The organism is Eudoraea sp. (assembly GCF_039969275.1).
Lineage (GTDB): Bacteria > Bacteroidota > Bacteroidia > Flavobacteriales > Flavobacteriaceae > Eudoraea.
Genome location: NZ_JBDVOC010000003.1, coordinates 261,545 through 285,736 on the forward strand (window position 1 = coordinate 261,545; position 24,192 = coordinate 285,736).

Annotated in this window: 21 protein-coding genes; 11 read left to right on the forward strand and 10 right to left on the reverse strand. The window is 36.8% G+C overall.

Features of this window, described 5'->3' with window-relative positions; genetic code table 11:
* The first annotated feature begins 60 nt into the window (after positions 1 to 60).
* Positions 61 to 1,449, forward strand: coding sequence for a phosphoglucosamine mutase (gene glmM, locus ABJH90_RS02100; protein ID WP_348141917.1), 1,389 nt, complete (start codon positions 61 to 63; stop codon positions 1,447 to 1,449).
* 20 nt (positions 1,450 to 1,469) lie between these two features.
* Here the strand turns inward: glmM and ABJH90_RS02105 are convergent, their stop codons facing one another.
* Entirely contained in the window at positions 1,470 to 2,357 is an 888-nt protein-coding gene (locus ABJH90_RS02105) for a lipid A biosynthesis acyltransferase (protein WP_348141918.1), read from the reverse strand.
* A 60-nt stretch (positions 2,358 to 2,417) separates the two neighbouring features.
* Here ABJH90_RS02105 and ABJH90_RS02110 point away from each other — a divergent pair, with 60 nt between their 5' ends.
* Together ABJH90_RS02110 and ABJH90_RS02115 are read left to right on the forward strand one after the other, a co-directional pair.
* Positions 2,418 to 3,065, forward strand: coding sequence for a rhomboid family intramembrane serine protease (locus tag ABJH90_RS02110; protein WP_348141919.1), 648 nt, complete (start codon positions 2,418 to 2,420; stop codon positions 3,063 to 3,065).
* A 165-nt stretch (positions 3,066 to 3,230) separates the two neighbouring features.
* Positions 3,231 to 4,883 (forward strand): hypothetical protein, encoded by a 1,653-nt coding sequence (locus ABJH90_RS02115; RefSeq protein WP_348141920.1) that lies wholly within the window; start codon positions 3,231 to 3,233, stop codon positions 4,881 to 4,883.
* A gap of 75 nt (positions 4,884 to 4,958) precedes the next feature.
* Here the strand turns inward: ABJH90_RS02115 and ABJH90_RS02120 are convergent, their stop codons facing one another.
* The gene (locus tag ABJH90_RS02120) at positions 4,959 to 6,065 is read right to left on the reverse strand and encodes a TlpA disulfide reductase family protein (protein ID WP_348141921.1); all 1,107 of its coding nucleotides are present in this window, start codon (positions 6,063 to 6,065) and stop codon (positions 4,959 to 4,961) included.
* 104 nt (positions 6,066 to 6,169) lie between these two features.
* On the reverse strand, positions 6,170 to 6,667 hold the full coding sequence (locus tag ABJH90_RS02125) for a hypothetical protein (protein ID WP_348141922.1): 498 nt from the start codon (positions 6,665 to 6,667) through the stop codon (positions 6,170 to 6,172).
* A gap of 77 nt (positions 6,668 to 6,744) precedes the next feature.
* On the opposite strand from ABJH90_RS02125, the gene ABJH90_RS02130 reads away from it, so the two are divergent.
* Complete coding sequence (locus tag ABJH90_RS02130; RefSeq protein ID WP_348141923.1) at positions 6,745 to 9,660, forward strand: FAD-linked oxidase C-terminal domain-containing protein; 2,916 nt, start codon at positions 6,745 to 6,747, stop codon at positions 9,658 to 9,660.
* On the opposite strand, the gene ABJH90_RS02135 is transcribed toward ABJH90_RS02130, so the two are convergent.
* Entirely contained in the window at positions 9,646 to 10,518 is an 873-nt protein-coding gene (locus ABJH90_RS02135; RefSeq protein WP_348141924.1) for a UDP-2,3-diacylglucosamine diphosphatase, read from the reverse strand. The genes ABJH90_RS02130 and ABJH90_RS02135 overlap by 15 nt on opposite strands.
* A gap of 229 nt (positions 10,519 to 10,747) precedes the next feature.
* Here ABJH90_RS02135 and aroC point away from each other — a divergent pair, with 229 nt between their 5' ends.
* The 5 genes from aroC to ABJH90_RS02160 are packed head-to-tail and all read left to right on the forward strand — an operon-like array spanning position 10,748 to position 16,234.
* Positions 10,748 to 11,812, forward strand: coding sequence for a chorismate synthase (gene aroC, locus ABJH90_RS02140; RefSeq protein WP_348141925.1), 1,065 nt, complete (start codon positions 10,748 to 10,750; stop codon positions 11,810 to 11,812).
* 59 nt (positions 11,813 to 11,871) lie between these two features.
* The gene (locus ABJH90_RS02145; RefSeq protein ID WP_348141926.1) at positions 11,872 to 13,197 is read left to right on the forward strand and encodes a dicarboxylate/amino acid:cation symporter; all 1,326 of its coding nucleotides are present in this window, start codon (positions 11,872 to 11,874) and stop codon (positions 13,195 to 13,197) included.
* A 16-nt stretch (positions 13,198 to 13,213) separates the two neighbouring features.
* Positions 13,214 to 14,245 (forward strand): glutathione synthase, encoded by a 1,032-nt coding sequence (gene gshB, locus ABJH90_RS02150; protein WP_348141927.1) that lies wholly within the window; start codon positions 13,214 to 13,216, stop codon positions 14,243 to 14,245.
* Positions 14,238 to 15,065, forward strand: coding sequence for an N-formylglutamate amidohydrolase (locus tag ABJH90_RS02155; RefSeq protein WP_348141928.1), 828 nt, complete (start codon positions 14,238 to 14,240; stop codon positions 15,063 to 15,065). Before gshB ends, ABJH90_RS02155 begins: the two co-directional genes overlap by 8 nt.
* Positions 15,062 to 16,234 (forward strand): flavohemoglobin expression-modulating QEGLA motif protein, encoded by a 1,173-nt coding sequence (locus ABJH90_RS02160; RefSeq protein ID WP_348141929.1) that lies wholly within the window; start codon positions 15,062 to 15,064, stop codon positions 16,232 to 16,234. Before ABJH90_RS02155 ends, ABJH90_RS02160 begins: the two co-directional genes overlap by 4 nt.
* Position 16,235: 1 nt before the next feature.
* Here ABJH90_RS02160 and ABJH90_RS02165 read toward each other — a convergent pair whose 3' ends face one another.
* On the reverse strand, positions 16,236 to 16,649 hold the full coding sequence (locus tag ABJH90_RS02165; protein ID WP_348141930.1) for a thiol-disulfide oxidoreductase DCC family protein: 414 nt from the start codon (positions 16,647 to 16,649) through the stop codon (positions 16,236 to 16,238).
* A 149-nt stretch (positions 16,650 to 16,798) separates the two neighbouring features.
* The gene (locus ABJH90_RS02170; protein ID WP_348141931.1) at positions 16,799 to 18,970 is read right to left on the reverse strand and encodes a DNA mismatch repair protein MutS; all 2,172 of its coding nucleotides are present in this window, start codon (positions 18,968 to 18,970) and stop codon (positions 16,799 to 16,801) included.
* Between the two features lie 221 nt (positions 18,971 to 19,191).
* On the opposite strand from ABJH90_RS02170, the gene ABJH90_RS02175 reads away from it, so the two are divergent.
* Together ABJH90_RS02175 and ABJH90_RS02180 are read left to right on the forward strand one after the other, a co-directional pair.
* The gene (locus tag ABJH90_RS02175; protein WP_348141932.1) at positions 19,192 to 20,256 is read left to right on the forward strand and encodes a DUF6340 family protein; all 1,065 of its coding nucleotides are present in this window, start codon (positions 19,192 to 19,194) and stop codon (positions 20,254 to 20,256) included.
* Positions 20,257 to 20,345: 89 nt separating this feature from the next.
* Entirely contained in the window at positions 20,346 to 21,011 is a 666-nt protein-coding gene (locus ABJH90_RS02180; RefSeq protein WP_348141933.1) for a uracil-DNA glycosylase, read from the forward strand.
* Here the strand turns inward: ABJH90_RS02180 and ABJH90_RS02185 are convergent.
* The 4 genes from ABJH90_RS02185 to ABJH90_RS02200 all read right to left on the reverse strand — a co-directional run bounded on the left by ABJH90_RS02185 (position 20,998) and on the right by ABJH90_RS02200 (position 24,121).
* Positions 20,998 to 21,849, reverse strand: coding sequence for a substrate-binding domain-containing protein (locus ABJH90_RS02185; RefSeq protein ID WP_348141934.1), 852 nt, complete (start codon positions 21,847 to 21,849; stop codon positions 20,998 to 21,000). The two genes, ABJH90_RS02180 and ABJH90_RS02185, sit on opposite strands and share 14 nt — an antisense overlap.
* Complete coding sequence (locus tag ABJH90_RS02190) at positions 21,846 to 22,718, reverse strand: nucleoside phosphorylase (protein ID WP_348141935.1); 873 nt, start codon at positions 22,716 to 22,718, stop codon at positions 21,846 to 21,848. The genes ABJH90_RS02185 and ABJH90_RS02190 overlap by 4 nt, the downstream gene beginning before the upstream one ends.
* A gap of 1 nt (position 22,719) precedes the next feature.
* Positions 22,720 to 23,652, reverse strand: a complete 933-nt coding sequence (locus tag ABJH90_RS02195; protein ID WP_348141936.1) for a DUF1835 domain-containing protein — start codon at positions 23,650 to 23,652, stop codon at positions 22,720 to 22,722.
* A 139-nt stretch (positions 23,653 to 23,791) separates the two neighbouring features.
* Entirely contained in the window at positions 23,792 to 24,121 is a 330-nt protein-coding gene (locus tag ABJH90_RS02200; RefSeq protein ID WP_348141937.1) for a translation initiation factor, read from the reverse strand.
* Positions 24,122 to 24,192 lie beyond the last annotated feature (71 nt).

The following is a 24,192-nucleotide window of genomic DNA, read 5'->3' on the forward strand; positions in this document are numbered from 1 at the left end:
AATTAGGAGCGCATGATAATTGCTAAGACATGTATATTTGCAAAAACTATTTAAAATTCTATGACTTTAATAAAATCAATTTCAGGCATAAGAGGTACCATAGGAGGGAAGCCTGGGAATAATCTCACTCCGATTGATACCGTGAAATTTGCAGCAGCTTATGGCACATGGCTTAAAAGTTATTCCAAATCGAATAATTTAAAGGTAGTTGTGGGAAGAGATGCTCGTCTTTCGGGAGAAATGATTCAGAATTTAGTGGTATCCACTTTGCTCGGACTAGGAATAGATGTTATAGACCTTGGTTTGTCTACTACACCTACCGTGGAAATAGCGGTTCCATTGGAAAACGCCCATGGGGGTATTATTCTTACCGCCAGTCACAATCCAAAACAATGGAATGCACTAAAACTATTAAATGAAAAAGGCGAGTTTCTGGATGCAGCCGAAGGGGCAATTATTCTTGAATTGGCAGAAAAAGAGGATTTTAATTTTTCTGAAGTAGATGACCTTGGAACAATTACCAAAAATGACGCCTATATAGATATACATATTGATGAAGTTCTTAATTTACCATTAGTTGACGCAGATATTATTAAAAAAGCCAAATTTAAAGTGGTAGTGGATGGTGTAAATTCTACAGGTGGCATTGCTATTCCGAAATTACTTGAATCTTTAGGAGTGGAGGTAATAAAGTTGTATTGTGATCCCACGGGACATTTTCCGCATAATCCCGAACCTTTGAAAGAACATTTGGGAGATATATGTCAGCTTGTGTTAAAGGAAAAAGCTGATTTTGGAATAGTCGTTGATCCGGATGTAGATCGTTTGGCATTTATAAGTAATGATGGTGAAATGTTTGGTGAAGAATACACCTTAGTGGCTTGTGCGGATTATGTTCTTGGAAAAACAAAGGGAAACACGGTTTCCAATTTATCTTCGTCGAGGGCCCTCAGGGATATAACACTTAGACATAAAGGAAACTATGAGGCTGCAGCTGTTGGTGAAGTGAATGTAGTAAAGAAAATGAAGGCCAATAATGCAATAATAGGAGGTGAGGGAAATGGCGGAATTATCTATCCTTCAAGTCATTACGGACGGGACTCTCTTGTTGGTACCGCCTTATTTTTAATGCTTATGGCAGAGAAAGGAGGTTCTGTAAAGGACTTACGCGACAGTTACCCAAGCTACTATATGAGCAAAAAGAAAATTCAGTTAACACCGGATCTTGATGTTGATGAGATCTTAGTTTCTATGGAAAAAAAATATAGTAGCGAGGAAGTGTCGACTATTGATGGGGTAAAAGTAGACTTTCCAGAAAATTGGGTGCATTTGAGAAAATCCAATACAGAACCAATTATACGAATATATACCGAGGCAAAGACGCAAACAGAAGCTGATTCTCTGGCTGATAGAATAATAGGCGAGATTAGAGAAATTGCAGAAATCTAATTTAAAAAGTTTCGCCTGAATTAGAGATATTTTTCCGGTACTTTATCTCGGTGTTTCCATCTCCGGTGTGTCCAAAGATAATACTGGGGATTCTGGATAATTTCTTCCTCGGTTAGCTTTAGGAACTGATTGGTGATTTCATGCTCTTCTGTTTTACTCCCTTCCAGTGCAATTGGTATAAATTCAGTTTTATAATACCCCCGTTTAACCTTAGATACTTTGGCAAAAACTACAGCATGGTCATACTTTTTTGCCAGTACTTCAGGACCATTAAAAACAGGTACTTTTATATTCATGAATTTTGTCCAGTATTGCGCCAAGTGTGGCTGAGGAGATTGATCACTTACAATCCCATATACTCCTTTAATACCATTTTGATGATTACGTGCCATAGTTATAACCGTTTCTCTCTGAGAAATAGGAGTTGTACTCCATATTGCACGGATTTTTTTTATCAATCGATCAAAATATACATTACCAATATTTTGATATACAGCAAATCCTTTTGACTTTACATAACGATTTACGATGATACTCCATTCCCAATTGCCATAATGAGGAAACATAACCAAAATACTTCGTTTTTTCTCCACTTCAAGAAGTAAATCAATATTGGGCAGGGCATAGCGTTTTTTTAATTCTTCTTCACTAATATTTAAGGTTTTGATGGTTTCCAGAAACATATCGCACATATGTTTGTAAAACGCCTTTTGAATCTTTTTTATCTCCTTATCACTTTTATTAGGGAAAACGAGCCTTAAATTATTATAAACCACTTTTTTCCGGTAACCTGAAATACGGTATACCAAAAAATAAACTATATCGGAAAAAAAATAGAAGTACCTATAGGGGAGTATAGATATGAACAATAAAAAGGGATAGGCAAGAATATATACAAGAAGTTGCATGCGCAAAATAAATATGGGCAAATATAGCTATATTTGGCGCTTAATTAAATTGATATTTTTATGAATATGCATCTTGCAACGATCGCAATAATGGCCGTAAATCTTTTGATATCCCTAAAAGGTTTTAGCGATGTTGCGTTTTTTGATCGCTATAAGTTTGCAATAGGTGCCATAAAGGCGGGGCAGAGAGATAGAATAGTAACTTCAGGATTTCTTCATGTAGATATTTCCCATCTTTTCATGAATATGTTTACCCTATATTTCTTTGCCCCGGTTGTAATAAACTGGTTTGGCTGGGAAAAATTTTTAATTATTTATTTTATTAGCCTTATAGCTGGAAGTTTACTAGCCATGTTTTTTCATAAAGATGAACCTTTTTATAGCGCTGTGGGCGCAAGTGGTGCTGTAACCGGGATATTATATGCAGCGATATTATTACAACCTGATATGCAGCTGGGAATTATGTTTATACCAATTCCTATCCCGGCATATATTTTGGGTCTTGCCTATATGTTATACTCCATATATGGAATGAAAAAGCGCTTGGGTAATATTGGACATACTGCTCACTTTGGAGGCGCTATTGGAGGATATGCAACAACATTACTTTTTAAACCCGACCTTATAATAACCGATACCTTTATGGTGATCCTTCTTTCCATCCCAATTATAATTCTATTTATTCTTGAGAAATTGGGTAAAATTTAAACGTTCGCACACCAAAAAATAACTAAAAACTTAGATATAGTGCAGAGAAATTCAATTTGTAATCGTTTTATTTTTGCTGTTCGACGAAAAAATACCTGGTATTATATACCTTTTTCGTTCTTTTGTCGTTAGTTAATTGCCCAAATTAATTTAAAATACCTACTTATGTTTAAAAGAGTCCCATATTCACTTATGGCCCTATTGGTCTTTTTTGTGGCCTGTAGCGATGAAACTACGGTATTCGTTGACGAACAGCAGGAGAATCTCGTCCTGGAAAACGATTTAGTAGAGTTAAGCGGTAGTATTAGTTTCGAAAATTCCGGAGTGCTGGATATTTTCGAAGATGAACAAAACACAAATAAGCAATTCTCTGCGGCCAAAGCCGATGAAGCAGGAGATTACCCGATTACACTTGTCGCCCAGGTAAACCCACCAAGCTATGGTGGAAGTACTGTTTTAACTGCTACACATGTTGATGTTGACGGTGATTATGCATATGTTTCTTATAATGTAGCAGGTGAAGATTTTTTTGGAGCCATTGATATTATAAATGTTTCTGACCCTCATAATCCCGTGGTAACCTCGCGACTAATCTATTTAAATTCTGATATTAACTCATTACAATATTCAGATGGATATTTATATGCAGTTGGAGGTCTAAACAAAGAGGCGTCTTTGACTGCTTCTTCCAGTTCTTTTGTGACTAAAATAAGAATCAATGCTGGAGGTACTATGGATTTAAGTGCAGGCGTACTCTATGGTTACCAACCTGGTGATAATGCAACAGATGTGCAAGTAGATGGAAAAGAAGTTTATGTAACCAGTGGAAAAGATGGATCTGTTACAATATATGACACAAAAGACTTTGATGTTAAAAAAGAGGAATTATTTTCGGACCTAAGATCATTGGCATTTAGCAACAATAAAGTGGCTCTGTTAGATGCGAGCTTCGGTTTGCGAATATTGGATGATAACTTAAAGACTAAAAAAGAAATAGCAATCAGTTCAGATTTTGGTGATTATACCAAAAGAACGATTGATTTTATAGATGATAAAATTGTTGTAGCGGAAGGAAGTAAGGGAGTTGGATTATATTCATATAGTTCAGGTACCCGGCTGCAGTACATTCCTATAAGTATTGACCCCAATAACTCAGCAACAGGAGATGTGGTTAATAATGCAGTTGCTTTTAACAAGGATATAATATTAATGGCCAATGGTGGTGCCGGGCTTTCACTATCTGAAGATAGAGGCCCTTCTGCCGCACCTTACGGAGTAATACAGATTAATGGTTCTGTTAATTATGTAGAATCTAAAGGGGATTATGCTTTTGCTGCTTCAGGAGCGGAAGGTTTACAGATCATAAAACTCAATAGATTGTCGCAAAGTTTGGCGGCGACCTGTGCAACGCTACCTGAATACATTGGGACCAGTAAATTAGTTATTAATGATGGTCAGGATATTGCCTTTAGGGGTGCTAAGAGATTTAATTCTATCCAGGTAGAAGGATCCTTATTAATGTGTGGTTCCTGGACGGTCATTAATGATGTAGATATTAAAATGGTTAGTGGTCTTTTAGAAATGAACGGCAACCTTTTAGTAGGTAGAAATAGGAAAAGGAAAGAAATTAAAATTGAAGAAGGTGCGACTTTACGAATAGAAGGAGATCTTACCATTTATGGAGATTTAGACTTAAAAGATGGATCTACCATAGAATTTATAGGTACTGATTCTGTGGTCAATATTTTTGGTGAAGTTAAAATGGGGGATAACGTTACCATAGAAGGTGAATTCGACGATGTACAGAATAAGTTTTAAAGAACTATTGGATTAAATGAAAAAGCCCTGATGTTCAAAACATCAGGGCTTTTTGTTATACAAAATTTCCTTTTTTTACTGAAGGAGTTCACTAATTTTATTTTCTAAGGCCGCTCCTCTTAAATCTTTAGCAATTATAACTCCATTTTCGTCGAGGATGAATGTTGCAGGGATTGCCTTAACATTATAGAGTTCTGCGATTTCATCAAAATATTGAATATTTGAAACATGGTTCCAGACCAAACCATCGTCTTCAATAGCCTTAGTCCAGTCTTCTGCTCGTCTGTCTAAAGAAACTCCAAGAATATTCAGACCCTTGTCATGGTATTTATTATAAACCTGAACTACATTAGGATTCTCTGCCCTGCATGGCTTACACCAGGCTGCCCAAAAATCTACTATGGTTACTTTTCCTAAAACATCATTCAAAGCTAATTCATCACCAGAAGGGGTAGGTGCAGTAAAATTTGGTGCTTTAGACCCAATCGAAGTATTTACAAGTTTATCAAGTTTATCTTTTATTCGTTGGCCCACAACTGTTTCTTTTATAGTTGGTGTGAGTGCCTCATACAATTCCTTAATTTCATTTTCCGGAAGTCCTTTGGTTGCCAGGACCTTTTCAATGATCAATGCCGAAATAAGCGCCTCTGGATGTTCTTTGGCAAATTTAATTTCGAAAGTCCTGGCTTCTTCCTGTAATTCGAAGTATTCATCCCTCAAAGATGTCATAGAAGCAGTATCCTGCTGTGCAGTAGCGTTCCTCATTTCATCGGACATCGATCTTGCCCTTCGAGCCAGACTTCTTGATTCCTCCAGGAAATCAGCGAATAAATCATTTTGTAAGGTGCCTTTCATTTTGGCGAAAGCCAGACTGTCTTTTTGTGCATTGACCTCAATAGAACCGTTTTCAAGAACTACCGGAATATTACCTCGCACCTTGTTTATTAATAAATAATGAAGCTCCGGTAATGCTGAAGTTCCAGTAAATGTATACTTCCCGTTTTCTATAGTAGTAGTGTCTACTTCTATTAACTGATTAGCGTCATCAGTTTTTTTAAGAAAGACCTGTGTTCCGTTGTCCACTTCACCACTAAGTGTGCCTTCCAGTTTAAATCCATCGGGAGTAGTGTTACATGCTATAAGTATCCCGAATAGCAATGCTGTAAAAAAGTATTTTTTCATCGTTTTTTAAATAAGCTGGGCAAAGGTAATTATATAAAGCAGAATAAAAAAAGTCCTTATACATAAGGTTATGTTAAGGACATCTGTACTAATAAAATGTTGTTTTAGAACTGATAACGGATTCCCAATGCAACATCAAAGTCAAAATTATCTGAAAAGTCATTATATCCCAAAATACCCAGTTCAGGTCTTATGTCAAATGATAATAGCAGTGGGATATCAAAATTATATTCTACGCCTACATTTCCTGCTACTAAAACAAAAAAACCGCCATCGGGAGTGACATCATCAGGAACCGGTTCAAAACTTGCACTTCCAAATCCCGCGCCCGCACCATAGAACCAGTTAAAATTACCATCTATATGGCGTACCCATTCGTAAAGCCCAGTTACTTTAAAAGCATCATACTCCCTGCTGTCTCTCCAACCCAGATTTAATTCCAATCTGTGATATCTGCTCAGTAATCTTTGATATGATATTTCTGCACCAAATCCATCACTGTCCCCCAGGCGAAGGCCAATGGCGTTATCAGAAATTTCTTGTGCACTAATTGTAATTGTAAAAAGACATGTTAGTAATAAAACCGGATTTAAAATTTTCATATGTTCTGATTTTAGTTTAGGTTTAAAATCACTCTCAGCTAATAAAAACTTAATTTTGCAACTAAAATTGTTCAAGATTGGATAAAAATCTTTTAATAGATCTTAGTAGTGACCTGGAAGGTACTATACATATTGATAAGCTTTCCAGAGCCCTGTATGCAACTGATGCCTCTGTATACAGAAAAGTGCCAATGGCTGTAACCTTTCCCAAAGATGAAAATGACATTGTAAAACTGGTTCATTTTGCTAAGCAACACTGCATTGGGCTAATACCGAGAACCGCCGGCACATCATTAGCAGGACAATGCGTTGGAGATGGAATAGTTGTTGACGTATCCAAACATCTGACTAAAATTCTACAATTAGATGCAGAGGGAAAAACTGTTACAGTTCAGCCGGGGGTAATCAGAGATGAACTAAATGAATATCTCAAAGAGCATGGTTTGTTTTTCGGACCAAATACATCAACCTCTAACCGCTGTATGATTGGAGGTATGGTGGGAAATAATTCGAGTGGGACAACATCTATTCAATATGGGGTAACACGCGATAAAATTATTTCTTTAAAAACAATACTTTCAGATGGTTCCCAGGCTACCTTTAAATCTGTTACACCATCAGAATATAGAAAAAAAATGAGTTTAAATTCCCTTGAAGGAACTATATACAGGGAATTATTTACCGAGTTGCAAAATAAAAAAATACAGCAAAATATTAAGCAAGAATTTCCAAAAAGCAGTATTCATAGAAGAAATACCGGTTACGCAGTAGATGAATTATTGCTTAGCAACCTTTTTGGTGGCCCTGAGGATGAAATTAATATTTCTAAACTACTAAGTGGGAGCGAAGGAACACTTGCTTTTACAACGGAAATCACTTTGCAATTAGATGATAGCCCCCCTCCAATTGCCGCTATGGTTGTTACCCACTATAAAACCCTTGAAGATTGCCTTCAGGATGTAGTTCCTGTTATGAAGCACAATTTGCACCTGTGCGAAATGATGGATAAAGTGATTTTAGATTGTACTAAAAATAATAGAGAGCAGTTATCCAACCGATTTTTTGTTGAAGGCGATCCGGCAGCCTTGCTTATGTTAGAATTGAAAGATGAATCTGAAGAAGGTCTTGAAGGAAATTTACAAAAACTCCTAAAAACGATAAAAAGCTCCGGACTGAGCTATGCTAATCCTATTCTGAAAGGGAACGATATTACTAAAGCCATTGCATTAAGAAAAGCAGGTCTTGGTCTTTTGGGAAATATGGTGGGGGATAGGAAGGCCGTAGCCTGTATAGAAGACACCGCGGTTTCTTTAGATGATCTGAATGATTTCATTGGAGAATTCACACAGATTATGAAAGATTATGGTCAGGATGCTGTCTATTACGCTCATGCAGGTGCGGGCGAACTCCATTTAAGACCAATTCTAAACTTAAAACAGGCTGATGATGTTTCACTTTTCAGGGCAATCACTACAGATGTAGCTAAACTCACCAAAAAATTTGGAGGGTCATTTAGTGGAGAACACGGCGATGGAATTGTCAGGGCAGAATTTATTCCTATGATGATTGGTGATGAGAATTATAAACTGCTTACCAGAATAAAATCATATTTTGACCCTGACCATATTTTTAATCCTGGGAAAATAGTGGACGCCTATCCTATGGATGAATCTTTGCGGTACGAAATAGATCGACTTGAACCTGATATCAATACCCTTTTGGACTTCTCAGACAGTGAGGGAATATTAAAAGCTGCAGAAAAATGTAATGGAAGCGGAGATTGCAGGAAAACCCATAAAGCTGCGGGGGGGATGTGTCCGAGTTATCATGCGACAAAGAATGAAAAAGATACGACCAGAGGACGTGTAAATTTACTTCGAGAAGTACTAACAAATTCCGCTGAGATAAACCGATTTAATTCTTATGAATTAAAAGAGGTATTCGACCTCTGTTTAAGTTGTAAAGCATGTGCCAGTGAATGCCCCAGTAATGTCGATGTTGCCACCTTAAAATCTGAATTTCTATATCAATATCAGGTGACAAACGGATATAGTTTCAGGAATAAACTATTTGCATATAACACCAGGCTGAATGCTTTGGGAAGTATAGTTCCCAAAATAACGAATACGATTTATAATTCCCAAATGTTGGGTAATATGATCAAGAAAATTTCAGGAATAGCGACTGAAAGAACCTTGCCTAATGTTTCAAATATTAATTTAAATAAATATCTTCAAAAGACTTATAAACAATTAGTTAATAAAGAAAAAAAAATTATTTTATATATTGATGAATTCACTGATTACCTGGATGCTGAGGTAGGCAAGGACGCAATAGACTTGTTATGCGGATTAGGGTATGAAGTAAGTCTCATTCACGCCGAAAGTGGTAGAACATTTATTTCAAAAGGGTTTTTGAAAGAGGCTAAAAAACTGGCAGCTAAAAATATAGAGGAACTGTATGAATATGCAAAACATGGTATACCAATTCTGGGAATAGAACCATCTGCAATTCTGACCTTCAGAGATGAATACAAAAGGTTTCATTTTGAAACGGAAAAAGTTGAAGCAATTGCTTCTGCATCCTTCCTAATTGAGGAATTCCTGTCCAATGAGATAAAAAATGGAACTATACATAAAGAACAGTTTACAAGGTCGGCTGCTACAATTAAAATTCACAATCATTGCCATCAAAAGGCACTTTCTAATCAAAAAGTGACTTTTGATATATTAAATCTTCCGGAAAATTATAAGGTTAGTATCATAGCGTCCGGCTGTTGCGGCATGGCGGGATCCTTTGGCTATGAAAAGGATCATTATAATACAAGCATGCAAATTGGCGAGTTAAAACTCTTTCCATCAATAAGAAAATCTGATGATAACGTAATTATTGCCGCTAACGGAACCAGCTGCAGACATCAGATATTTGATGGTACTGGAAGACAAGCCCTACACCCCGTAACTATTTTAAAAAAGGCATTACGCATCAATTGATTTGTCTTTTTTTCCCGCAAGTTGTTGTTTTGAGACCGGTTTCATTTCGAGGGAGCTAATTAATTCGTTTAATTCCATTGACTTTAATTCCTCATCAGCATAAAAGGGAGAAAGTTTGTCATAGCTGTAGTTATAGATTTTCCAACGCTTAAATGAATATTCCAAAGCAGTGAGGTTTTCAACCCAATCACCGGAATTAAGATAAGTACATTTGCCATTCTTTGTCTCAAGTATTTCCTTTTTGGGCTGGTGAATATGTCCGCATATCACATAGTCATAACCCTTGGCTATTGCAGTTTCTATTGCCGTTCTCTCAAAATTGTCGATATATTTTATAGCTTTTTTAACGCTATTTTTAATTTTTTTTGCAAGTGAATATTTTTCTTTCCCGAGTTTAGTTAAAAACCAATTTATAAGTCTATTTAAACGGAGCAGGATATCGTAACCATATCCCCCCAGTTTAGCAAGCCACTTTGCGTGTAGAATGGAAATATCAAAAACATCTCCATGAAAAAACCAGGCTTTTTTCCCGTCTAAGTTTAAAACTAATTTGTCATGAATACTAAAGTTTCCTACATACGTATTGCTAAACTTACGCAACATCTCATCATGATTACCGGTAATGTAAATGACTTCGGTACCCTTGGAAGCCATACTTATAATTTTTTTGAGAATCCTCAAATGGGAGGCAGGAAAGTAGTGCTGGTTAAATTGCCAGATATCAATAATATCCCCATTCAGAATTAATTTTTTAGGTTTTATGCTGCTTAAATAAGCCATTAATTCTTCTGCATGGCAGCCAAAGGTACCTAAGTGCACATCAGATATTACCACTACATCTATATTCCGCTTCTTCAAAGGATAAAGAATTACTTTATTGCAAAATTAGGCCCATTGGTATAATATTATTTTAAGTTAAAGTCATTAATGTATAATGTCAAGGTTAAGTTTTACACAGATAAACAGCCATTTGTTACCTTAATATTAACTGGACAAGCGTTTTGGATTCCGTTCATTTAACATCTATCTTTGGCTGGTAATAGATGGAGTTTTAACTCTTAATTGGATATTGGATAGACCCTAATTTATGGCTGGTAATACGTTTGGAACACTTTTTAAACTCACTACTTTTGGTGAATCACACGGTAAAGCCATCGGGGGAGTTTTGGATGGATGCCCATCTGGAATAATTCTGGATATGGAAGCAATTCAAAATGAGCTGGATAGAAGAAAGCCCGGCCAGTCGGCCATAGTCACCCAGCGTAAAGAGCCGGATAGAGTGGTTTTTTATTCCGGTATTTTTGAAGGAAAGACTACGGGCACACCTATTGGTTTTGCGATTTATAATACAAATCAAAAATCAAAAGACTACTCTCATATAAAGGACTCATATCGCCCTTCTCATGCGGATTATGTATATGATAAAAAATATGGTTTTAGAGATTATAGAGGAGGGGGCAGGAGTTCTGCTCGCGAGACAGCCAGCCGCGTGGTTGCAGGTGCAATCGCTAAACAATTTTTAAATGGGATTAGTATTAATGCCTTTGTTTCTCAAGTTGGTTCTCTTCGACTTGAAAAACCCTATTCAGAACTGGATTTAAAATTAACTGAAAGCAATGCCGTGCGATGTCCGGATCCGGATACAGCGACCAGGATGGAATCTTATATTAAAGAAATCCGAAAGGAAGGAGATACTGTTGGCGGGATTATTAGCTGTGTAGTAAAGAATGTCCCTATTGGACTGGGAGAACCTGTTTTTGATAAGCTTCATGCCGATCTTGGCAAGGCTATGTTATCTATTAACGCAGTTAAAGGGTTTGAATATGGTAGCGGTTTTGAAGGGGTCAAAATGAAAGGAAGTGTTCATAATGATCAATTTAGAGCAGATGGCACCACGATTACCAATAACAGTGGCGGAATACAGGGGGGCATAAGCAATGGTATGGACATTTATTTTAACGTAGCCTTTAAACCAGTTGCTACTGTTATTCAGTCTTATGAAACTATTGATAAAGATGGGAACATGGTCAAAACTCAGGGTAAAGGCAGACATGATCCCTGTGTGGTACCAAGAGCGGTGCCAATAGTAGAAGCAATGGCGGCATTGGTACTTGCGGATTTCACACTACTAAACAGAACCATTAAATTATAAACTTGCTTTTTTAGGGGTTTTCCTATCAAAATACTATCTTTCTAACCTAAACTTTTTATATGAAGAAACTGGAATTGCATTGGCAAATCCTCATAGGGATGATCCTTGGCCTTCTTTTTGGCTTCGCAATGACTTATATTGAATGGGGTCGTGGTTTCGTGCAGGATTGGATTAACCCTTTTGGGACTATATTCGTTAAATTACTTAAACTAATTGCAATTCCTCTTATACTCGCGTCCTTAGTTAAAGGGATTTCTGATTTAAAGGATATTTCAAAATTTAAAAGAATAGGACTTCGAACAATAGCCATTTATATATGCACAACAATTATTGCCATTACTATCGGATTGGTTTTGGTTAATATTTTGCAACCAGGCGAGGGCATTTCAGAAGAAACAATTACAAAATTAACAGAGACCTATGCTTCAGATAGTGGTGTTACTTCAAAACTGGAAGAAGCTTCCAGGCGAAAAGAAGTAGGGCCTCTGCAATTTTTAGAAGATATGGTGCCCGATAATGCATTTGGTGCCATGAGTGATAACAGATTGATGTTACAGGTTATATTTTTTACCATTTTCCTGGGCATATCTTTGTTATTAATAGGTGAAAAAAGAGCTAAACCGCTGAAGAAGTTTTTTGATTCATTAAATTATGTTGTTCTAAAAATGGTAGATTTAATTATGCTAACCGCGCCGTTTGCGGTATTTGCATTATTAGCCAATGTTGTTGCTTCTTCCGGCGACCCGGATCTATTACTGGCGTTATTGAAATATGCCGGAGTAGTGGTTTTAGGGCTTTTTTTAATGATTGTTTTTTACACCCTTGTAGTGTCTATTTATACAAAGAAGAATCCTTTCTGGTTTTTGAAGGAGATTAGTCCGGCACAGCTATTGGCATTTTCTACAAGTTCGAGTGCGGCTACACTTCCTGTTACAATGGAAAGAGTAGAGGAGCATATAGGTGTAGACAAAGAGGTGTCTAGTTTTGTACTCCCGGTAGGGGCCACTATCAATATGGATGGCACAAGTTTATATCAGGGTGTTGCGGCTGTTTTTATCGCTCAGGCTCTTGGTTTTGATCTGACCCTTGGGGGGCAATTAACTATTGTTCTCACAGCCTTACTGGCATCGATTGGATCAGCGGCTGTACCCGGAGCAGGGATGGTAATGCTTGTAATTGTTCTGGAATCTATTGGTTTCCCATCAGATAAACTGGCTATTGGTCTGGCACTTATTTTTGCAGTAGACCGGCCTTTGGATATGTGCAGAACTATTATAAATGTTACCGGAGATGCAACCGTTGCCATGGTTGTTGCCAAATCTGTCGGTAAATTAGGTAAACCCCATATAGAGGACTGGGATGAATTTTATGAAGAAGTAAAATAAATTTAAAACTATACCCATGAATATTTGTTTTCTTATGTATCCTTGGGAGGAGATTGATCCTGAGAATGATACAAGCCTTGCGTTAATTCACGAATGCGTTAAACGAAATCACGGCGTAGCTTTGTGTACTCCTGCGAATCTCACAATTCGGAATAGTGTTACCAATGCTTTTTGTACTGTTTTAGGGAGAATGGAGAAAGTACCCGGAAATCTGAAGTCCTTTTATAAACAGGCAGAAATAAGGGAGGATATGCTGCCATTGGCTGGTTTTGATGTTATTTTCATGAGAGCCAATCCGCCACTGGACCCAATTATGCTGAATTTCTTAGATTCCGTAAAGGATGATGTGTTCATTGTAAATTCCCTGCAGGGTTTAAGGGAGGCGAACAACAAACTGTACACCGCTGCCTTTGGTGATAGTCATAGTAATATAATTCCAGTCACCCATGTTTCCAAGAATAAGAATTATCTGGTAAAGCAGGTTAAAGAATCCAAAGCTGATAAAATGATCTTAAAGCCATTAAATGGCTTTGGGGGTTCGGGAGTTATCCTGATTGAAAAATCAGCAATGTCAAATATAAAGTCGCTTTTGGATTTTTATGTTACCAGTTCCGATGGTTCATCCAATTATGTTATTCTTCAGGAATATATTGAAGGTGCAGATCAGGGTGATGTAAGAATACTGATCTTAAATGGAGAACCCATTGGAGCAATGAGACGCATTCCTGGGTCTGATGATCATCGCTCCAATGTTTCGGCAGGCGGTTCAGTTGCCAAGCATACACTTACAAAACAAGAAAAAGCCCTTTGTAAACAGATAGGACCTAAACTGGTGAAGGATGGACTATTTTTTGTAGGAATCGATGTTATAGGCGGTAAATTAGTTGAAGTAAATGTTATGTCCCCCGGTGGGATAACCTATATGAATAAGGTCTATAAAACCAAAATTCAGTCAAAGATAATAGACTTTGTAGAAAGCAAGGTGGTAGACAAATTACAGGCATTTGATAGACGTTCCAGATTGCGAAATGAGGTTGAGAATGCTTAAGCTCTCAGTTGCCGAAATTATTTCAAATATTGAATCTGAAACCCCATTTGAGGCGGTTTCTGAAGATTATTCTTTTACTTTAAAAATAAGTGAATACGCCCCGTACATCTGTGCTGCGGTCCACAATGGGCATCAGTTCAGAAAATCACTTTGGGATAATTGTCTCCATACCGAATATGACCGATGGTTCGAAGAAGATCCATGCACCAGGGAAATGGTAGAATCGCATCCTATTGTCATATCGGGTTGTGATAGCAGATTTGAATATGATCTTAATCGTCCTCCTGACGGGGCCATCTATGCCGATGCCTGGGGAAAGCAGTTATGGAAAACACCATTATCTGCAAAAGAATATGATCTTAGTATGCGTAAACACGCATCGTTCTATAATGTTGTTCACGCACTCATTTACCAAATTGAAAAGAAATACGGCAAGGCCATAGTTTTTGATATGCATAGTTATAACTGGAAACGCTGGGACAGGCAAGTGCCTACCTGGAACCTTGGAACCAGCAACATTGACAACAGACGTTTTGGCAGTATTGTTACAGACTGGCAACAAAAGCTGGGTGCAATGAAATTACCTAATAATATAAAATCGGATTGCAAAATTAACGACACCTTTCAGGGAAATGGTTTTTTTCTTAAATATATAACAACAACTTTTAATAATACCCTTGTTTTGGCGACAGAAATTGCAAAGGTGTATTGTGATGAGCTCACTGCTATTATTTATCCCGAAGTAGTACGTTCTGTAGAGTTGCAATTAAAAGAATTAGTACCTTTGCAGGCTAAAGAATTTCACGAAAAAGATTTATGATTACGGAAGACCATCGCCTGGCAATTCAGTACAAGTACCCTGATTTAGTGGAAGTGGATGACAACCTCGATCGGTTGATAAGGAGTATCGAGTTACTCAGCTATGTAAATCCACTAAATATCGAAAAGGAAAAACATAAGTTTTTTGCTTCAAAATATATAGATGATCCCGAATTTAAATACCCAAAATTAAAGTTCGATCCCTATAAGCTTCATCGCTTATTTTATGCACAAAGATTAGAGCGCATTCAGGATCCTGAATTAAAGAATTTATATACCGACATTATTTATTATTATGCCAATATGGTGCAATGCATCAAAACAATTGGCAAAGGGAAAGAGTTTTATTACAATTCGCTCAACATATATGGAACTCCTACAGAGAAGGATGTTCAGAATGCTAAATTCATACTACATTTTGATGATGAACCTGCTTCTGCAGATATGGAAAAAGTTTTTTCCACAGAAGAGGCAAAAGCGTATTTTGAAGATTTTGCCACAACCTATGAATTTCCTGTAAATATTAAATATGCGACGCATATAGCTGCTGATGCCATGGTAAGTAATGCAACCAAAACATTACTTATAAAGCGAAATGCGAGATTTAGCCAAAACCAACTGCTTACATTAGCCAATCATGAAATTGGGGTGCACCTGGTTACTACGTTTAATGCTGCACTTCAACCATTAAAAATATTTTCCAACGGGTTTCCCAAGAATGTCGAAACCCAGGAAGGGCTGGCTGTTTTTAGTGAATATATGAGCGGAGCACTAACAATAAAAAGACTCAAAGAATTGGCGTATAGAGTTTTAGCATCAGATAGTTTAATTAAGGGTTATAGTTTTGCTGATACCTTCGATCTAATACATAATCAATACAAACTGAACAGAAATGATGCCTTTTCAATAACCTTAAGAGCCCACAGAGGAGGTGGGTTTACCAAAGATAGGTTATACTTAAGTGGGTTAAAAAAAGTCTACAGACGATATAAAAGTAATGAGTCAATGGATATTCTACTTACCGGAAAAGTAGCATTAAACAACGTTGATCAAATTAAATACTTGCAAGACTTAGGCCTGGCGCAGCCCATAAGTTTCAATAATCTCGCTTTTACAGAAAAACTAAGCACCAATGCCACTCTAGATTTTATATTGAATAATCTAAAATAGCTTAATCCAGAAATTTTGCTTTTAGCTCCGGGGTAGGTACCATACATTCATTTTGTTTTCCAAACCAGCTATACCTATTTTTTGCTACAAAATCATAGATCCAATCCCTTATGGGTTTTGGAATCCATTGAAAAATACCTAACAGACGCCAAGCACCTCCAAAAGACTTGCCAATCTCCAAAGCTGCAGTTGATTTAGTATAATAGGCAATATTAGGATCAATGAGAATGATTGAATCTATTTGTGAGGAATCAATTCCCCTTTCATGAAGAAGCAATGTAGCTACATCATTTTGCAACGCGGCAAACTTGTAGACGTTTTTTTTATCACGCTTAATGACAAATTGAATGGCACTATTGCAAAGGTTGCAAACGCCATCGAACAATATAATTTTTTTATCCTCTTGTGATGTCACAAATCAAAAATAAAGCCTAATAATTAGATTCCGAGATGTTTTATAATGTCTTTAAGAAATTCTTTAGCCCACATACCATTGAAGATTTGATTAAAAATCAATTCGAAGGCAATTATAAATTTCATTTTCCTAGGAATGACTGTTAATAGTTACTTTTTAACTTCAACCAATTCCAATTGATCCACACTTACATTGGTGGTAAACATTCCGTAATTCACTACAGCTTTATTTTTTTCGAGCTTGTCAATGCTGCCAATTGCCCTGCCCTCAAACAGTCTAACCCGGTCTCCAATCTTAAAAACTGGTCTCGGTTTATTTTTCTCTTTTAAACCTGCCTTTTTCTTTTCTACCTTCTTTTTCTCACGAATAACTTTTACCTCTTTCTGTACTTCCTGAGCTGTTTCAACCTTTTTTTGTCGCTCCATTTTGGCCTGAGCAGCAGACTTTTTCTTGCGTTTACTATTTTCAGTCTCCACGATTCTTATAAGTTCGGAAACCAGAATACGTTTCTTTTTATCCTGAAAATACTTCTCGGCAATAGTATTTACTTTATTACCCAAATGGATCATTCTCTGGTCATGGTCATACAATTCCTGATAATTCTCCAACTTCGATTTTACTTTGGCATTCAGTTTTTCCAACCTCATTGCTTCATCCCTGGCTTTGGATTCTTCTTCCTGAAGCCTGGTGCCAGTTTGAGCCATTTTACTCCGCTCTTTTTGCATTTTGGCAATGGTTGCATCAAACCGCAATTTCCCCCGTTCAACCTTCTTCTTAGCTTTGTTTATTAAGTTATATGGGATCCCATTCTTCTGAGCTACTTCAAAAGTAAAAGAGCTTCCGGGCTGTCCTAATTCTAATTGAAAAGTAGGTTCAAGAGTCTTGGAATTGAATAACATATTCGCATTTGTGGTATGTGGTAATTCATCCGCTAAAGCCTTTAGATTGGCATAGTGGGTAGTAATAACACCAAATGCTCCCCGCTCATAGAAGACTTCTAAAAAAGCCTCTGCAAGAGCACCACCTAATTCAGGATCACTTCCGGTTCCAAATTCATCAATAAGGAATAAGGTATCCTTATTACACTTCTTAAGAAACCGATTCATATTCTTAAGTCTGTAACTGTAAGTACTGAGATGATTCTCAATAGATTGATTATCACCTATATCTGTAAGAATATTTTTAAACAGACATAAAGAACTCCGTTCGTGAACAGGAATCAAAAGCCCGCTTTGCAGCATAACCTGAAGTAATCCTATTGTTTTTAGAGTAATACTTTTCCCTCCGGCATTGGGCCCGGAAATTACAATTATCCTTTTCTCTGGATGTAGTTCAATGGTCTGCGGCCATGTCTTTTGTCTACTTCTTTTGTTGGTTAAAAAAAGTAAGGGATGAAAAGCATCACGCAAATAAAGCCTGCCATTCCAATTTATCTCAGGTAATAACGCATTCATTTCACTTGCGTATTTGGCCTTGGCAGCTGTAATATCAATCTGTGTTAAAAAACTCTGATATTCACGCAGGAGATATTCGTAAGGCCTGATCAGATTTGTCAATTGATTAAGAATCCTTTGAACCTCCTCTTTTTCATCAAATTCAAGGTTATTTAGCTCTCTACTATTTTTTAACGAAGCTTCCGGTTCTATATAAACTATACTTCCGGTTTTGGAGGTTCCCATTACGGTACCTTTTACTTTCCGCCTGTACATGGCCTTAACCGCCAGCACTCTCCGATTTTCTACAACAGACTCGCGGATTTCGTCCAAATAGTCCGCAGACTGACAGGTGTTAAGGGCAACAGCAAAACTTTGATTAATTTTACCCTTAACCTGGTTTATTTGCATGCGTATTACTTTTAATGCTCCAGAAGCATTGTCTTTCACCTCACCAAAACGATCGATAACCAAATCTATATTCGAAGTTATCTCGGAATTGGATTCTATTTGTTCTGAACTGGCAAATAGAAAGGGGTAATAATCCTTAAATTTTTTAAAGAACTTTTTATGGGTATTCACCGTAATACAGATAATGCCAATTCGTCGAAAACCCGAAATTTCCAAGGTTGTATTCTCTATTTTGAATAGCTGCAATTCTTTGTTTATAGAATCAAAACCGTGATTAGGAATCCGATTGTCATTACTGAAAGAAGCCAGATATTCAGAGGTTTGCCCTAATACTTCCATGAGATCTTCTTTTCCGGCTATGGGTTGAATAGCCTCAGCACCTATCTTTCCCAGCTCAGTACTACAGCGGTCTGACAGTTGTTGTAACACCAATAGGAACTCTAAATCTTGTAAGGTTTTTTTATCTATTTTTTGCATCACTAAGAATTGCAGATGGCAAAGGTATGGAATAGGGGTGATTTTGAAAATTCTATTGTACCATGAGTTAAAATAACCTTATGCGATGGAATAACTCTAAAAAAGGTTTGGTCTAAAAGCGTACTGAATTTAGCATTTAGGACAATAATCCTATATAAACAGGTGTTTAGTAACTATAGAACAACTATTTAAATATAATTCTAAGGATAAAAGCTGTTTATATGAGAAGATATTACAATAGTACTGTCTTACTGTTTCTATTTATGATTATAGTTAGTTGCAGCACAACCAGGAATGTTGAAATACAGACCATGGAGCCTGCTCAGGTTTCTCTTTCAAATGCCATTAAAAGAGTTGGAATTATAGGAGGTAAGGTACATTTAAAGGAAGAGAAAGAGCAAACCGGACTAAACCAGCTTATTTCCAGAGAAAATAAACAACTTGCCATAAAAGCAAGGGACGCAGCAATAAGTGGGTTGTATAATGAACTTGTAGGTGACAAGCGTTTTGACACTATAATATTGCTGGCAGATATAGTGCAAAATGAGGCAGATCTTAATAATTACGGCAACTACTTAGACTGGAACACAGTTGAGTCTTTATGTCATAAATATGAGGTTGATGCCATTTTTTCAATGGCTTATTATGATTCAGATACCAGGGTTTCTTTAAAAAAAACCACGATGGAGCAACTAAATTTGCTGCGTGTAAAAGAAAAAGTTGCTGCACATCAGATTACGCTTGAAACCTTGATTGAAAACGGATGGCGGATTTATGACCCCTCGAGTAAACTTCTTATTGATGAATTTACTTTTAACAATCAGATTGTTTCAACAGCAAAGGGGCTCGATCCTTATGAGGCCCTGCAGGCAATAGAAGACAGAACGGAAAGTATAGTGGAGCAGAGTGAACAGACAGGAAGTTCCTACGGTGCCAGATTACAACCCTATGAGCATAGTATTATCAGAGATTATTATGTTCGCGGTACTCCAGGTTTTGAACAGGCTGAAATTTATACCTTATCTGGTGATTGGGAAGCCGCAGAGGACCTTTGGAAAAAGGAGGTGGAAAATAATGACCCAAAAATAAGTAGCAAAGCCTGCTATAACCTGGCGATTTTAAATGAGCGTAACAATAATTTGGTAGTGGCAATGGACTGGGCAACCAGAGCTTATTCTCAATACCAGACAAAAAAAATAACGGAGTATATAGAAGCTTTAAAATACCGGCAGCAGCAAAATGAGTTAATCATCCTCCAACAATCAGAACCCTTGACTTCCAAATAGTTTTCCAGACCGATTGGAATGTTATTTATGATTTGGTAAAGTGGTTATTATTGGTTTAATTTTACTGCTGGTAATAAGCCCTGTATTAAATGAACGTTTCCATTCATCCGAGCTGGCAGAGTCAGCTGCATTCTGAATTCCAACAAACTTATTTTGATTCACTTGTGCGGTTTGTTAAAGATGAATATACCTCAACTATATGTTATCCAAAGGGGAATAAAATTTTTGCTGCATTTGACCACTCAAATTTTGAAGCAACTAAGGTGGTTATCATTGGTCAGGATCCTTATCACGGACCTAATCAGGCCAATGGTCTCTGTTTTTCGGTAAAAGATGGAATCCGTCATCCCCCATCATTAATAAATATCTTTAAGGAAATAGAAAGGGATATCGGCAAACCATACCCAAAAAGTGGTAACCTCGAACATTGGGCAGACCAGGGTGTTTTGTTATTGAATGCTACACTTACTGTGAGAGCGAATAGCGCCGGCAGTCATCAGAATAAGGGATGGGAAGTTTTTACTGATGCCGTTATCCGGAAGCTTTCAGCCGAAAAGGAAGGACTGGTATTTTTGTTATGGGGAGGATTTGCTAAAAAGAAAATCGCATTGATAGATACTTCAAAACATCATATTCTTACCTCTGGTCATCCCTCTCCTTTAAGTGCGAACAGGGGTCTTTGGTTTGGTAACAAGCATTTCAGTAAAACAAATGAATTATTAAAGAAGATGGGCAAAGAGCTTATAAACTGGTGATAAGTTTATCAACCTCAAGTTTGTTACTTATCAAGTCTAATTTAAACAGATAATCCTGAACATTCTCAATTGTTTTCGCACTTAACTGTGACTGGCTCCATTGGGTCATTCTTAACCATTCACGCACATCTTCTAACCCTTGCCCATATTTATTGGATAATGTCCTGTCAATACTTGGAATAAGTTTAAATTCTGATGTGTAAAGATTAATAACTTCTAAAATATGGCTAAGAATCTCCTTATTCTTTATGAGAAATGATTCAGTAGCAGCAATAACAAAACATGGCCATGGAGTAGGGCAGTCTTCTAATCTTCTGAATATCCCTGCATCAACAATGGGTTTTGTTGTAAAGTGTTCCCACATAAAATAATCTGCAGTTCCTGATTTAAGAGCTTCTATAGCCCCATCCAGGGTATGAATAATCTCAAAATTTAAAGAAGTTGTTTCCCAACCTTGATTTTGGGCATTTACAAAAGACATTAAGTGGCTACCACTTCCAAATCTGGAGATGGCCGCCGTGGTATTTTCCAAATCTGTTACCGTCTGGTATTTACTATTAGCCGCAACATGTATTCCCCATTGAAGTGGTGTTGCAATATATTCTTGTACTATTTTTACGGGGTTACCTTCAGTAATGCTTTTCACAATTCCTTCTGTAAGAATAATGGCCAATTCTGCCTGACCATTCTCTAACATTGCACTCATTTTTCCTGTACCTTCCGGGATATCTGTCCATACCAGGTCTATTCCTCTTGTTTTAAACGCACCTTCTTCTATAGCCATTAGCCAGGGAAAATTAAAGTGTTCCGGGACGCCTACGATCTTTATTGTTTTCAATAGGCCGTAAGTTTTTCAAGTGTATACTTAATAAGGGCATCAATAGTTTTAACAGGATCCCTGGAAAATTGGCCTGTACTTCTGTTTGCTAGTACACAGTTCATTGATGCTGCTCTGTGCCCCATTAATTTTGCAAGCCCATAAATTGCTGATGTTTCCATTTCCAGATTAGTGATTCTCATTCCATTGTATTCAAAAGAACTTAATTTGGAATTTAGATCATTATCTTCCAATAATAAGCGTAGCCTTCGACCCTGGGGTCCATAGAAGCCAACGTTTGTACCTGTGAAGCCTAATATAACGCTGTCTGAGCGTAGTTTTTCTGTCAATTGTAGATCTGACTCCACCACATAAGGAATGGACTTGAAAACGGACCAAGATGCATGATCTATAAAAGCAAGTTGCATTTCAGGGTGTTGAATATGTTCACTCTCGTAGAAATGAAGCACATTGTCAAAACCAATGGCATATTCACTTAATAAAAAGGAATCTGTTTCTATATCCGGTTGAATTCCGCCTGAAGTGCCAATTCGGACTATGTCCAGGCTAGTTTTGTCTTCTTTTATAGTTCTTGTCTCGAAATCAATATTTACCAAAGCATCCAACTCATTCATGACAATATCAATATTGTCGGTTCCTATACCAGTAGATACAACTGAAATCCTTGTTCCGTTAAGCGTACCCGTATGTGTAATAAATTCTCTTTTTCCTTTTTCTATTTCAAGGGTATCAAAATATTTGGAAACTAATGGAACCCTGTTTTGGTCGCCAACAACTATGACAGTCTCTGCCAGGTCTTCGGGGAGTAAATTAAGGTGGTATATACTATTGTCAGCATTAAGAATGAGTTCAGATGCACTCAGCTGCATACTACAGTTTTAAAATTCTGTCGGACTCAGTGTTATATAAGAAGTTATATTTTAACGCACCTCCAAGATAATCTTCGTTGTCCCGTATTTGGGAATAATAATTGGTTTTTCCTTCAAGAATTTCTTTTCCTTTCTTGGTTAAACGCACTGGATTGAAAGTGGAAAACAGTGGCCTTAAGTTTGAAATTACACGCTCATATTGGGTGTCGCCAAAACCATAAAAACCTTGATTTTGAATCAGGGAACTTAATAATTCCTTTTTAGATTTTGGTTTCTGCTGAAGAGAAAATTCCAAAATCCGATTCTCCAATTCGTTTAATCCATTTTTTATAGTCGGAAATCTGCGTAGGTGAACTTTGATGGCATCTGAGAGATAATCAAATTGATAATTATCAAAATCGATTAGATTTTCTAATCGGATAGGATTATCACTGCAGTACAATTGCCAGACATAGTCTGCATATTCAATATCGTTCTGAGAAAGTTTTACTTTATTCTCATAAGAATTCAGTAGTTGTTCGTCACTTAAATCATTTAGTCTGTATAAGCGATTTGTTTCATCTTCATCCCCACTGCACACCAAATAAATCTCGGCATATCGCCGATGCTTCTTAAGCCAACTTAAGACGGCCAGCATATTTATCTGGCAAAAAAGGTCATATTCAAACCAAAGTACAATCTGATCTTGCTGTTTATGATTACAGAGAGAACGATATTCTTTTAATGTTTTTTCAACAAACCAGGTTTTACTTACCTTATAATTTTTATGAAGAAAATCGAATCGAGTTTTCCAAAATGATTCACTGCCCACATTGGTTTCTGTTTTCCCCTCACATAACATTTCGCGCCAGGTGATTATTTCGCCCTTAAGTTTTAGCGATTTCAACTTTTGGGTGAAACTATCCCCGTTGGTGATATGCAATTGGGAACTCATTATTAATGGGTTGTTTAGTTTATAACGTTTAAAAGTAACATTTAATCGAAAAAAACAAAAAAAATTAACAGAAAAACCTCATGAAATTTTGTTAAAAATATTTTTGGCTTATTCCGCAGGCGTCAAGGGCCTTATTTTGTCAACCTCCAACACGTTTTGTCTTAAATCCCATTTCCTGTAATAAAATCATTATTTTGTCTCTGTAATCTCCTTGAATTATGATAGAGTTGTTTTTAAACGTCCCACCAACACTTAATTTCTTTTTTAAATCCTGGGCCAATTTCTTAAAATCTTTCTCAGCGCCATTATATCCCTCCAGGATTGTAATTGGTTTTCCTTTTCTTTTTTCATATTTACAAATTATGGGCTCTTTCTGAAGCCATACTTCGGATTTCTTTGCATTCATTTTTTCTACTTCAGAAGAGATGTGTTCTGGAAATAAGTTTTTTAATTGATCTTTTAAATCCATTTTAAGACTTGAGTGTTTTTTGGTAAAACAAAAATTATTTCAAAATCAAATATATTATAATTAATTGAAAT

What these genes read in the sequence shown, in the direction of transcription:
- glmM (WP_348141917.1), top strand. Translation starts at nt 61, where the DNA reads ATGACTTTAATAAAATCAATTTCAGGCATAAGAGGTACCATAGGAGGG.
- ABJH90_RS02105 (WP_348141918.1), bottom strand. Translation starts at nt 2,357, where the DNA reads ATGCAACTTCTTGTATATATTCTTGCCTATCCCTTTTTATTGTTCATA.
- ABJH90_RS02110 (WP_348141919.1), top strand. Translation starts at nt 2,418, where the DNA reads ATGAATATGCATCTTGCAACGATCGCAATAATGGCCGTAAATCTTTTG.
- ABJH90_RS02115 (WP_348141920.1), top strand. Translation starts at nt 3,231, where the DNA reads ATGTTTAAAAGAGTCCCATATTCACTTATGGCCCTATTGGTCTTTTTT.
- ABJH90_RS02120 (WP_348141921.1), bottom strand. Translation starts at nt 6,065, where the DNA reads ATGAAAAAATACTTTTTTACAGCATTGCTATTCGGGATACTTATAGCA.
- ABJH90_RS02125 (WP_348141922.1), bottom strand. Translation starts at nt 6,667, where the DNA reads ATGAAAATTTTAAATCCGGTTTTATTACTAACATGTCTTTTTACAATT.
- aroC (WP_348141925.1), top strand. Translation starts at nt 10,748, where the DNA reads ATGGCTGGTAATACGTTTGGAACACTTTTTAAACTCACTACTTTTGGT.
- ABJH90_RS02145 (WP_348141926.1), top strand. Translation starts at nt 11,872, where the DNA reads ATGAAGAAACTGGAATTGCATTGGCAAATCCTCATAGGGATGATCCTT.
- gshB (WP_348141927.1), top strand. Translation starts at nt 13,214, where the DNA reads ATGAATATTTGTTTTCTTATGTATCCTTGGGAGGAGATTGATCCTGAG.
- ABJH90_RS02155 (WP_348141928.1), top strand. Translation starts at nt 14,238, where the DNA reads ATGCTTAAGCTCTCAGTTGCCGAAATTATTTCAAATATTGAATCTGAA.
- ABJH90_RS02160 (WP_348141929.1), top strand. Translation starts at nt 15,062, where the DNA reads ATGATTACGGAAGACCATCGCCTGGCAATTCAGTACAAGTACCCTGAT.
- ABJH90_RS02170 (WP_348141931.1), bottom strand. Translation starts at nt 18,970, where the DNA reads ATGCAAAAAATAGATAAAAAAACCTTACAAGATTTAGAGTTCCTATTG.
- ABJH90_RS02175 (WP_348141932.1), top strand. Translation starts at nt 19,192, where the DNA reads ATGAGAAGATATTACAATAGTACTGTCTTACTGTTTCTATTTATGATT.
- ABJH90_RS02180 (WP_348141933.1), top strand. Translation starts at nt 20,346, where the DNA reads ATGAACGTTTCCATTCATCCGAGCTGGCAGAGTCAGCTGCATTCTGAA.
- ABJH90_RS02190 (WP_348141935.1), bottom strand. Translation starts at nt 22,718, where the DNA reads ATGCAGCTGAGTGCATCTGAACTCATTCTTAATGCTGACAATAGTATA.
- ABJH90_RS02195 (WP_348141936.1), bottom strand. Translation starts at nt 23,652, where the DNA reads ATGAGTTCCCAATTGCATATCACCAACGGGGATAGTTTCACCCAAAAG.
- ABJH90_RS02200 (WP_348141937.1), bottom strand. Translation starts at nt 24,121, where the DNA reads ATGGATTTAAAAGATCAATTAAAAAACTTATTTCCAGAACACATCTCT.